This is a genomic window from Clostridium sp. ATCC BAA-442 (assembly GCF_964239415.1).
Classification (GTDB): Bacteria; Bacillota; Clostridia; order Oscillospirales; family Oscillospiraceae; genus Flavonifractor; species Flavonifractor plautii.
On record NZ_CAXSQB010000025.1, the window covers coordinates 40,959 to 49,792 of the forward strand.

The following is an 8,834-nucleotide window of genomic DNA, read 5'->3' on the forward strand; positions in this document are numbered from 1 at the left end:
GCCGATCCGTTGGGATCGGCGGCGCTGCTTACTCTGGCCTCCATTTTCTGCGGCGTGTTACCGGGCCGCTTTCTCCTTCAGGACATACTCCATCAGAACCGGAATACACCGGTCGGTGTTCCGTTGCAGACAGACGCAGACCTCCTCGGCATCCCCCCTCCGGGCCGCCTCCAGCATGCCTTCAAAGTCCTCCGCATGGCTGCCGCGCTCGGTAAGGCAGTCGGCATAGATATACCGCAGCAGCAACTGCTGGCCCTGTATGGAGATCATATTCGCATCCAGCCGGCGATTGCCGCAGTGTGCGTAAAAGGTCCCCACAAAACGGTTAACCGCCATAACCTCGCTCTGTACATTCCTCGCCCGCCGGTACTCCTCCAGGTACTTTTCCAGCCCTGTCACGATTGCGGCCCGGTCGCCATGCGCCATGGCCAGGCGGATGGCAGCACAGTGGAGGGTCATGGCCAGCTGTTCAATCTCCGTGATGTCGTGCTGATCCAAGTCCAGGATGTGGGCGCCCACGTTGTTCTCGTAGACCACCAGTCCCTCCTGCTGGAGCCTGTTTACCGCTTCCCGGATGGGGGTGCAGCTCACGCCCAGCTCATCCTGAAGCTCATTGACATTCAACTTGCTGCCCAAGGGGCGCCGCAGCGTGATGATATCGCCGCGCAGCATTTCATACACCTGATCCACCAGGGAGCGCTTTTTGATCGCCGCCATGGTTTCGTCTCCTTCCATTTCATTTCTTGCAAGATATTATAACAGCGTCCGCTTTAAAAGACAAGCCCGGCCAGCGTTTTTCCCAAATCAATGCACTCAATTTTGACACTTTTTCCAAACCTGGTCCACCCCTCTTGCAATTTAAAAAAAGTGTGGTATTCTTAACTCATAAATCTTGCAAGATACAAATTATATCTTGTTTGATTATAGGAGGTATCCATGGCACAGCAAACCTCAGTATCCAGTCTTCTGGATATGACTTCCAGCAGCAATGTTGTTTTCCTGGGCGAGGCGGGCAGCGGCAAAAGCGAGCTGGCCCTCAATTTCGCCCAGGCATTGGCGGAACTGGGCGGCAAGCCCGTCCACTTCTTTGACCTGGACATGACCAAGCCCCTCTTCCGCTCCAGAGACCGGCGCGAGGCCCTGGAGGCGCTGGGGGTGGAGGTCCACTACGAGGCCCAGTTCATGGATGCCCCCACCCTGACCGGCGGCGTGCGGCAGCGGTTGAACGATCCGCACTGCTGCGCCGTGCTGGATGTGGGGGGCGACTACATCGGCGCCCGCTCCATCGGGGGATACGCCCCCCTGCTCAACCGGGACGGCACCACGGTGTATTACGTGATCAACCCCTTCCGCCCCTGGTCGGCCACCCTGGAGCACATTGACCAGGTGCTGGGGGAGACCCTGGGGGTCTCCCATGTGGAGCTGGCCCGGCTGCGGCTGGTGGGCAACCCCAACCTGGGGCCGGAGACCACCCCCGCCGACGTGGCGGAGGGCGCCCGGAGGCTCTGGGAGCTGGTGAGCCCCTACAAGCCGGTGGATTACCTGTGCGTCCGCCGGGAGCTGTGCGCCGCCCTGCCGGAGGGTCTGCCCTGCCCGGTGCTCCCCATCCGCCTGTGGCTGACCTATCCCTGGGCGGCCGGGCCGGAGCCGGACGCACCGTAAGCCCCCTATTCAGTAGTTTGCAAAATGCAATATGCAAGAAGGAGATGTCAGTATGGCAAAAGTGGAAATTGTGGCGGAGCGCTGCAAGAGCTGCGGCTACTGCGTGAAGTTCTGCCCCAAGCAGGTGCTGGAGATCGGCACAATCGTCAACTACAAGGGCTATGAGTACGTGGTGCCCGTGCGCCCGGAGGACTGCATCGGCTGCGCCATCTGCGGCCGCATGTGCCCGGACGGGGCCATCGAGATCTACAAGTAAGGGGAGGAAGGCAATATGTCACGCGTATTTATGAAGGGCTGCGAGGCCATCGCCGAGGCGTCCGTGCGGGCGGGCTGCCGGTTCTTTGCTGGCTATCCCATCACCCCGCAGAACGAGATTCCCGAGTATTTTTCCCGCCGGATGCCCGAGGTGGGCGGCGTGTTCGTCCAGGGCGAGTCGGAGGTGGCCTCGGTGAACATGGTGTACGGCGCCGCCTCCGCCGGCGTGCGGGCCATGACCTCCTCCTCCTCCCCCGGAATCGCCCTGAAGAGCGAGGGCATTTCCTACTGCGCCGCCGCCCGCATCCCCATGGTGTACGCCAACATCTCCCGGGGCGGCCCGGGCGTGGGCTCCATCCAGCCCGCCCAGATGGACTACTTCCAGGCCACCAAGGCCAGCGGCAACGGCGGCTTCCAGATGATGGTCTTCGCCCCCTCCACCGTCCAGGAGGCGGTGGACATGACCTACGCCGCCTTTGACTACGCCGACCGGGACCGCAACCCGGTGCTCATCCTGGCCGACGGCGTCATCGGCACCATGATGGAGCCGGTGGTGCTGCCCGAGATGAAGAGCGAGGAGGAGGTGGCCGCCCTCAAGGCGTCCAAGCAGGGCTGGGCCTGCGTGGGCCACAAGCTGGACTACGCCCACCGCGCCTGGATCCAGCCGGGCCACTGGCTGACCAGCGACATGCAGAAGGCCAACGAGGACGCCGCCGCCCTGTACGCCTCCTGGGAGAAGGACGTGCAGGTGGAGGAGTACCGGCTGGAGGACGCCGAGGTGGTGCTCACCGCCTACGGCATCTCCGCCCGCATCTGCAAGTCCGTGGTGGAGCTGCTCCGCGCCCAGGGCGTCAAGGCCGGCCTGATCCGCCCCATCACCGTCCACCCCTTCCCCTATGCCGCCTACGACCACATCGACTACAGCAAGGTGAAGGCCGTGCTGGACGTGGAGATGTCCATCCCCGCCCAGTTCGTGGACGACGTGGCGGTGGCTGTGAAGGACCGCTGCCCCATCGAGACGTGCCTGTGCTCCGGCGGCAACATCATGAGCCGCGACAAGGTCCTTGCCGCGGTCAAGAAGATCATGGAGGGCAAGTAAGATGGAAAAGATCTACGGAAGAACAAAAACCATCCAGGAGGACAAGGTCTCCGGCTTCTGCCCCGGCTGTATGCACTCCACCGTCATCAAGCTCATCGGCGAGGTGCTGGAGGAGATGGAGCTGGTGGACCGCGCCGCCTGCGTCCTGGGCATCGGCTGCTGCGGCCTGCACATGGACTATATCGCCTACGACAACACCACCGCGCCCCACGGCCGCGCCTGCGCCGTGGCCACCGGTATGAAGCGCTCCAACCCGGACAGTCTGGTCTTCACCTACCAGGGCGACGGCGACTTCGCCTCCATCGGCCTGGCCGAGTCCATTTCCGCCGCCAACCGCGGGGAGAACATCACCGTCATCTTCATCAACAACGGCATCTACGGCATGACCGGCGGCCAGATGGCCCCCACCACCCTGGTTGGCATGAAGGCCTCCACCGCCCCCCACGGCCGCGATCCCAAGGAGCACGGCTATCCCATGCACATGTGTGAGATTCTCAACCAGCTCACCGCCCCCGCCTACCTGGTTCGCACCAGCTGCAACACCCCCGCCAACGTCAACAAGACCAAGCAGGCCATTCACAAGGCCTTCCAGAACCAGCTGGACGGCAAGGGCTTCTCCATGGTGGAGATCGTCACCAGCTGCCCCACCAACTGGGGCCTGGATCCCATGAAGTCCCTGGAGTACATCGAAGAGAAGATGCTGCCCGAGTTCCCGCTGGGCGTCGTCCGCGACCGCTAAAGGAGGAGAGCGAACATGGAAACCAATCTCTGCGTGGCCGGCTTCGGCGGCCAGGGCGTCATGACCCTGGGCAAGTTCCTGGCGGACGCCACCTGTAATTCCACCGACAAGAACGTCACCTTCTTCCCCTCCTACGGCGCCGAGCAGCGCGGCGGCACCGCCAACTGCTTCGTGGTCATCTCCGACGAGGCCATCGGCGCCCCTCTGGGCGACGTGATGGACGATCTCATCGTCATGAACGGCCCCTCCCTCAAGAAGTTCATCGGCACCCTCAAGAGCGGCGGCACCCTGTTCATCAACAGCTCCATCGTCTCCGATGACATCGGCCGGGACGACGTGAAGCTGGTCAAGGCCCCCGTCACCGAGCTGGCCCTGGAGATGGGCAACGCCAAGGTGCTCAACGTCATCATGCTGGGCGTCTACGTGGGCTACACCGAGGTCATCGACCCCGCCATCGTCTGGCAGACCATCGAGCACAAGCTCTCCTCCAAGCCCAAGCTCCTGCCCCTCAACAAGCAGGCCTTTGAGAAGGGCCTGGAGCTGGGCCGCGCCCAGAAGCAGTAAGGAGGAATTCGGCATGGTATTTCACAATTTTGACGAGCTGATCGCCCACGTGAAGGGCCAGCCCAGCCGCGCCCGCATGGCCGTGGCCGCGGCGGGCGACGCCCACACCATCGAGGCCGTCCTGCGCGCCCGGGCCGAGGGGATTGTGACCCCCATCCTGGTGGGCGACAAGGCGGTGATCGACCAGGTGCTGGCGGAGCTGGGCGAGCACATCCCCGCGGAGGACATCCACGACGAGCCCGATCTGGCGGAGGCCGCCCGCAAGGCGGTGGCCCTGGTGCGGGCGGGTGAGGCCGACTTCCTGATGAAGGGCAAGCTGGACACCTCCGTGCTGCTCAAGGCCGTGGTGAATAAGGAGACCGGCCTGGGCAAGGGCGGCGTCATGAGCCACTTCACCGCCTTTGAAATCCCCACCTATCACAAGCTGCTGATGCCGGTGGACGGCGGCATGGTGACCTATCCCACCCTGGAGCAGAAGAAGGCCATCATCGAGAACACCGTGGGCGCCCTGCGGGCCATGGGCTACGACTGCCCCAAGGTGGGCGTGCTGGCCTGCGTGGAGAAGCTCAACCCCAAGATGCCCGAGACCGTGGAGGGCGACGCCCTGAAGCAGATGAACCAGCGGGGCGAGCTCACCGGCTGCGTGGTGGAGGGCCCCATCTCCTACGACTGCGCCGTCAGCCGCGAGATCGCCGCCTTCAAGGGCTTTGAAAGCCCCTGCGCCGGCGACTGCGACGTGCTGGTGGCCCCCAACATCCACGCCGGCAACATCATGGGCAAGATGCTCACCGTCACCTGCAAGGCCAAGATGGCCGGCTTCATCGTGGGCGCCCGGTGCCCCATCGTCATGACCAGCCGCGGCTCCTCCGCCGAGGAGAAGTACCTGTCCATCGTCATCTCCGCCGCGGCCGCCCGGAATCAGTAAGGAGGAACCCCAATGGAGCGACTTTTGATTCTCAACCCCGGCTCTACGTCCACCAAGCTGGCCGTCTTTGACGGGGAGGAGCCCCTGTTCGTGGAGTCCATCACCCACTCCGCCGAGGAGCTCGCCCCCTTCGACTGCGTGGCCGACCAGTATGAATTCCGCCGCGAGCTGGTGCTGGACTGCCTGAAGCGGCACAGCGTCCCGCTGGACTCCCTCACCGCCATCGTCTCCCGGGGCGGCCTGCTGACCCCCATCGAGGCGGGGGCCTACGAGGTCAACGACGACATGGTGTGGCAGCTCAAGAACAAGCCCCAGAACGAGCACGCCTCCAACGTGGGCGCGATGATCGCCCGTTCCATCAGCCTCCAGCTTGGCATCCCCGCCTATATCTACGATGGGGTCACGGTGGACGAGCTGCTGCCCATTAACAAGCTCACCGGCCTGCCCTCCATGCGCCGCAAGGGCATGGGCCACAACCTGAACACCCGCGCCGCGGCCCTGCGCTACGCCCGGGAGAACGGCAGGGACTACAAGGACATCACCGTCATCGTGGCCCACTTGGGCGGCGGCATCTCCGTCAACCTGCACCACAACGGGAAGATTGAGGACTTCATCAACGACGAGGAGGGTCCCTTCTCCCCTGAGCGGGCCGGCGGCCTGCCCATGTTCGACGTGATCAAGGAGTGCTTCAGCGGCCGGTACGACTACAAGGGCATGATGAAGCTGGTGAAGAACCAGGGCGGCCTGATGGCCCACCTGGGCACCACCGACAGCCGCGCGGTGGAGCAGATGATCCAGAGCGGCGACGCCCACGCCAAGCTGGTCTACGACGCCATGATCCTCAACATCGCCAAGAACATCGCCAAGTGCGCCCCCAACGTGTGCGGCAAGGTGGACGCCATCCTCCTCACCGGCGGCATCGCTTACTCCCAGTATGTCACCAGCGAGATTGAGAAGCGGGTCTCCTTCCTGGCCCCCGTGGTGCTCTACCCCGGCGAGGACGAGATGCGCTCCCTGGCCCTGGGCGGCCTGCGGGTGCTCCGCGGGCAGGAAACGGCCAAAATTTTTCATAAATCAGAGTCCGCTAACGGATAGAATGATTCGGACTGCTTCAATAGTGGAGCCGGATGCCGTACCATCGGTATCCGGCTCCATTTTTCTAAGAACGTCTCCTCCCATCTCTATCAGCCATCAGGCAGGGGACGCCGCGAAAGATCCGCTGGTTTTCAGCTTCCTTTCAGCTTCGTTCTGTATTATGATCAGAAGGACACGTGGGTCAAACGCAGGAGGGACAGCGTTGAAAATTCTGATTATAGAGGATGAACAGCTACTGGCCGACTCCATCGCCGAGGTGCTGCGGCGGAAGGGCTTTGAGGCGGAGGCCGTCTATGACGGGGAGACCGGGGCGGAATACGCGGAGCTGGGCGTCTACGACCTGCTGATTCTGGACGTGATGATGCCCGGCCTGGACGGCTACACCGTGGCCCGGCAGGTACGCGCCAGGCATCTGGGCACCCCCATTCTGATGCTCACCGCCCGCTCCGGCCTGGAGGACCGCATCACCGGTCTGAACGCGGGGGCCGACTACTACCTCACCAAGCCTTTTGACACCCGGGAGCTGCTGGCCTGCGTCAACGCCCTGCTGCGCCGGCAGGGCGCCCAGGTCAATCAGCTCACCCTGGGCAATACATCTCTGGATCTGTCCACCGCCGCCCTCTCCTGCGGGGCGGACAGCATCCGGCTGTCCGCCAGGGAGTTCGACATCATGCGGCTGCTCCTCCAGGCGGGCGAGCGCAATTTGTCCAAGGCGGCCCTGCTGGAGCGGGTATGGGGGTACGACTCCGACGCGGTGGAAAACCATGTGGAGGTCTACGTCTGCTTTCTGCGGAAAAAGCTCGCCAGCATCGGCTCCAACATCCGCATCGAGTCCATCCGCCGGCTGGGCTACCACCTGGAGGTGAGCGGCGATGATTAAGCGGCTGCGCCTGAAGTTCATTGTCATCAACATGGGCATCGCCACCATCCTGCTCAGCGCCATGCTGGGCCTGGTGTTCTACTTCACCAGCGCCAATCTGGAGACCGAGAGCATCCGTATGATGGAGCGCATCGCCAGCCAGCCCTTTCAAATGGACGCTCCGGGCGAGCTGGGGGAGGACGTGCGCCTGCCCTTCTTCACGCTGCAGCTCGGCCCCCACGGCGAGCTGCTGGACGCCAGCGGTGGCTACTACGACCTGTCCGACGACGCCTTTCTGGGCGGCCTGGCCCAGGCCGCCGCGGCCTCCCCCCGCCGCCTGGGGGTGCTGGAGGAGTATAACCTGCGCTATTACCGCTCCGACGCACCCATGAGCCGCTTCCTGGTGTTCGCGGACATCTCCAGTGAGCGGGCCACGCTGGACGGACTGCGCAGAACCTGCCTCCTGATCGGCGGCCTGAGCTTCCTGGCCTTCCTATGGGTCAGCGTTTTGCTCTCCAAGTGGGCGGTGCGCCCGGTGGAGCGGGCCTGGCAGCAGCAGCGGCAGTTCGTCGCGGCCGCCTCCCACGAGCTGAAAACCCCGCTGACCGTCATCATGACCAACGCGGAGCTGCTCCAGGACGAGACGGACGAGGCCAGGCGGAGCACTTTTTCCAGCAGCATCCTCACCATGTCCCGGCAGATGCGCGCCCTCATCGAGCAGATGCTGGAGCTGGCCCGCACGGACAGCGCCGAATCCCACCTTGTGCTCCGGCCGGTGGATCTCAGCGGTCTGACTGCCCGGAGCCTCCTGCCCTTTGAGCCGCTGTTCTTTGAGCAGGGCCTCACCCTGACCTCCCAGGTGGACGAGGGGATCACCGTCAGCGGCGATGAGGAAGCGCTGCGGCGGGTGCTGGAAATTTTGCTGGACAACGCACAAAAGTACTCCAGCCCCGGCGGCGAGACCCAGGTAACTCTCCACCGGAGGGGGCGGAATCACTGTGCGCTGACGGTGGCCAACCAGGGGGAACCGATCCCGCCGGAGGCCCGCCGCCAGATCTTCCAGCGCTTTTACCGCGCTGATCCGGCCCGGAGCCGGAATGGCAGCTTCGGCCTGGGGCTGTCCATTGCCGAGGGCATTGTGGCCCAGCACCACGGAACCATTGACGTAACGTGTGCCGGAGGCTTTAACCGCTTCTGGGCGGAGCTGCCCTGCCGGCAGGAGTAGCGGCGCCGGAGTAAGCGCGTCTGGAAATCAGAGAATGAAATCAGAGATACAGGAGGCATGTGTATGAAATTTGCATTTTTGATCCTGGGGGACTTCTGCCCGGAGACCGACCGGGCGGCCATACACGGCGGAGCGGCGCAGATGCGCGGCGTCTCCACCCTGGAGGGCGCCTGTGCGGCCGCGCAGGAGCTGCTGGAGCAGGGCGTCGGCTGCATCGAGCTGTGCGGCGCCTTCGGCCCGGACGGCGCGCGGAGGATCATCGAGGCCACCGGAAACCGGATCCCGGTGGGATATGTCACCCACCTGCCGGAGCAGGAGGCCGTCTATCGCGCCGCTTTCCCCAATGACTGACCGGAGCGGCGCTCCGAACGACCGCGCGAGGGTGCGGCCCTGCTGGGCCGCCCCCCCGCC

The 8,834-nt window shown here is 64.1% G+C and carries 11 protein-coding genes; 10 read left to right on the forward strand and 1 reads right to left on the reverse strand.

The features are described from left to right. Positions 1-57: 57 nt before the first annotated feature. Entirely contained in the window at positions 58-717 is a 660-nt protein-coding gene (locus ACESY8_RS11800) for a GntR family transcriptional regulator (protein WP_110503350.1), read from the reverse strand. Positions 718-936: 219 nt separating this feature from the next. Between ACESY8_RS11800 and ACESY8_RS11805 the strand changes: the two genes are divergently transcribed. From ACESY8_RS11805 to ACESY8_RS11850, 10 genes are all read left to right on the forward strand, one after another. After that, on the forward strand, positions 937-1,662 hold the full coding sequence (locus ACESY8_RS11805; protein WP_054338919.1) for a P-loop NTPase family protein: 726 nt from the start codon (positions 937-939) through the stop codon (positions 1,660-1,662). Between the two features lie 52 nt (positions 1,663-1,714). Next, the gene (locus tag ACESY8_RS11810) at positions 1,715-1,918 is read left to right on the forward strand and encodes a 4Fe-4S dicluster domain-containing protein (RefSeq protein WP_054338918.1); all 204 of its coding nucleotides are present in this window, start codon (positions 1,715-1,717) and stop codon (positions 1,916-1,918) included. 15 nt (positions 1,919-1,933) lie between these two features. Further along, positions 1,934-3,016: a 3-methyl-2-oxobutanoate dehydrogenase subunit VorB gene (vorB, locus tag ACESY8_RS11815; protein WP_054338917.1), complete on the forward strand. Its 1,083-nt coding sequence runs from the start codon at positions 1,934-1,936 to the stop codon at positions 3,014-3,016. Between the two features lies 1 nt (position 3,017). Beyond that, a complete protein-coding gene (locus ACESY8_RS11820) occupies positions 3,018-3,755 on the forward strand; it encodes a thiamine pyrophosphate-dependent enzyme (protein ID WP_007492426.1) in 738 nt (245 codons plus the stop codon). 15 nt (positions 3,756-3,770) lie between these two features. Then, the gene (locus tag ACESY8_RS11825) at positions 3,771-4,319 is read left to right on the forward strand and encodes a 2-oxoacid:ferredoxin oxidoreductase subunit gamma family protein (RefSeq protein WP_007492427.1); all 549 of its coding nucleotides are present in this window, start codon (positions 3,771-3,773) and stop codon (positions 4,317-4,319) included. Between the two features lie 13 nt (positions 4,320-4,332). Then, the gene (locus tag ACESY8_RS11830; RefSeq protein ID WP_007492429.1) at positions 4,333-5,244 is read left to right on the forward strand and encodes a phosphate acyltransferase; all 912 of its coding nucleotides are present in this window, start codon (positions 4,333-4,335) and stop codon (positions 5,242-5,244) included. Between the two features lie 12 nt (positions 5,245-5,256). Further along, the gene (gene buk, locus ACESY8_RS11835; RefSeq protein WP_054338916.1) at positions 5,257-6,339 is read left to right on the forward strand and encodes a butyrate kinase; all 1,083 of its coding nucleotides are present in this window, start codon (positions 5,257-5,259) and stop codon (positions 6,337-6,339) included. 202 nt (positions 6,340-6,541) lie between these two features. Next, positions 6,542-7,219 carry a response regulator transcription factor gene (locus ACESY8_RS11840; protein WP_009257594.1) on the forward strand — a complete coding sequence of 226 codons (678 nt, stop codon included), beginning with the start codon at positions 6,542-6,544 and terminating at the stop codon, positions 7,217-7,219. Further along, positions 7,212-8,423 carry a sensor histidine kinase gene (locus tag ACESY8_RS11845; protein WP_054338915.1) on the forward strand — a complete coding sequence of 404 codons (1,212 nt, stop codon included), beginning with the start codon at positions 7,212-7,214 and terminating at the stop codon, positions 8,421-8,423. Before ACESY8_RS11840 ends, ACESY8_RS11845 begins: the two co-directional genes overlap by 8 nt. Before the next feature lie 63 nt (positions 8,424-8,486). Next, complete coding sequence (locus tag ACESY8_RS11850) at positions 8,487-8,774, forward strand: DUF6506 family protein (protein ID WP_039997313.1); 288 nt, start codon at positions 8,487-8,489, stop codon at positions 8,772-8,774. Positions 8,775-8,834 lie beyond the last annotated feature (60 nt).